The sequence below is a fragment of the Acinetobacter sp. 228 genome (assembly GCF_048147885.1).
In genome coordinates, this window is record NZ_JAYWYV010000275.1 from 1 (window position 1) to 1,358 (window position 1,358).

At 34.9% G+C, this 1,358-nt stretch carries 2 protein-coding genes; one reads left to right on the forward strand and one right to left on the reverse strand.

Annotation, left to right across the window (positions count from 1 at the left end; translation table 11 throughout):
- A partial coding sequence (locus tag VXQ92_RS18150) for an FRG domain-containing protein (RefSeq protein ID WP_416682743.1) occupies positions 1–775 on the forward strand: 775 nt, incomplete at its 5' end.
- A 106-nt stretch (positions 776–881) separates the two neighbouring features.
- On the opposite strand, the gene VXQ92_RS18155 is transcribed toward VXQ92_RS18150, so the two are convergent.
- Positions 882–1,358, reverse strand: a 477-nt coding sequence (locus VXQ92_RS18155; protein ID WP_416682744.1) for a glycoside hydrolase family 108 protein, incomplete at its 5' end; no start/stop codon positions are given.

Genomic DNA, 1,358 nt, shown 5'->3' on the forward strand with positions numbered 1-1,358 from the left:
ATCTTTATATAGAAATGTATTTGCTCACTCAACTCTATCAAACTCATATAATGATCTGTGTTTTTTACAACTAACTTATTTAAAAACATTTGTTAAAGGGTGTGATATTAATGCAGTCTCAATTCCAAATGATTCTTATATTTTTAGAACTGAAACACTAAATGAGTGTCATGATAAAGTATTCTTGAACCCATCAAGTTGGCCACAGAGACAACTATTCGAGTTGCTAGCTTTTGCACAACATTATGGATATCCGACCGAGTTACTTGACTGGAGTTACAACCCTTTAGTTGCTATGTATTTTGCTGCTACAGGTGTGATCAATGGTAGTTCAAATTTAGAAGATAGCTTTTCAATATGGGTTATAGATACAGAAAAGAAAAATTTATTGAATAGTAGTGATAAATTAAATTTCGAAATAATAGATGTACCAAGGGCCCATAATATTAATATATCTTCTCAGGAAGGTTGTTTCACTCTAGTAAGACAAACATTAGATGCTAGAGCAAATCTCACACATCAAAGTTTTAAAATCACTGAGTTAAAATTAATTTCAGATTTAATGCATGAAAAACAAGTAAGTGGTCTTTTTAAATTTACTATCAAAAACTCAGAAGTCTTAAAAGTACTTGAATTCTGTGAAGATTATTCTATTAATGCTGCAAAACTTTTCCGAGGACCATATGGTGCAGCGAAGTATGCAACAGAGTCAATATCTGCCGCTAAATTTGCGAGTAAACATAATCTTCAAATCAGAGGTTATATCCCTATTTGATAAGACAGAGCAATAAGATGTCATTATGAATGAAAGAGTTTATATATTGTTAGATGGGTATAAAAGCTGTGCACTCTATTATTAGAATGCACAACAAATATAAGAATTATAGGGAAATTCGATTGTTAATCCAGCCATAAAAAAACTGTTCCTGACTAGGATTTCGCTCACAGATTTCGATGTAGCGCTGGCCTTGCATGATATTAAGAACACGCACTAGGACTTTTTCGCCGTCTTTTCCACGCTTGGCCAGATAAGTTTTAAGAGCACCTAAGGTATTAGAGCCATACACGCCATCCACTTTCAAATCTGCATACCCGGCTTTACCTTGGTTGTTAAGCAAATTCAAAGCACGTTGTAAAAGTGGTTTTGCGAAGTTGATACCACAGTTCACACCAGTATCTAAAAGCTCTTCAGCTACAGCAGAAGAAATGATATTGACCTGATCAAAACGTGGGGCTGTCCAATAGTTTTTGCGATAAATTGCTTTGGCCACTTCAAGAGGCAAATCTTTCATATTGCCCTTAAAACCATTTGTACGTGCTACAGCTTGAGTAATACCGTATTTGGTTGCACCGCCCCG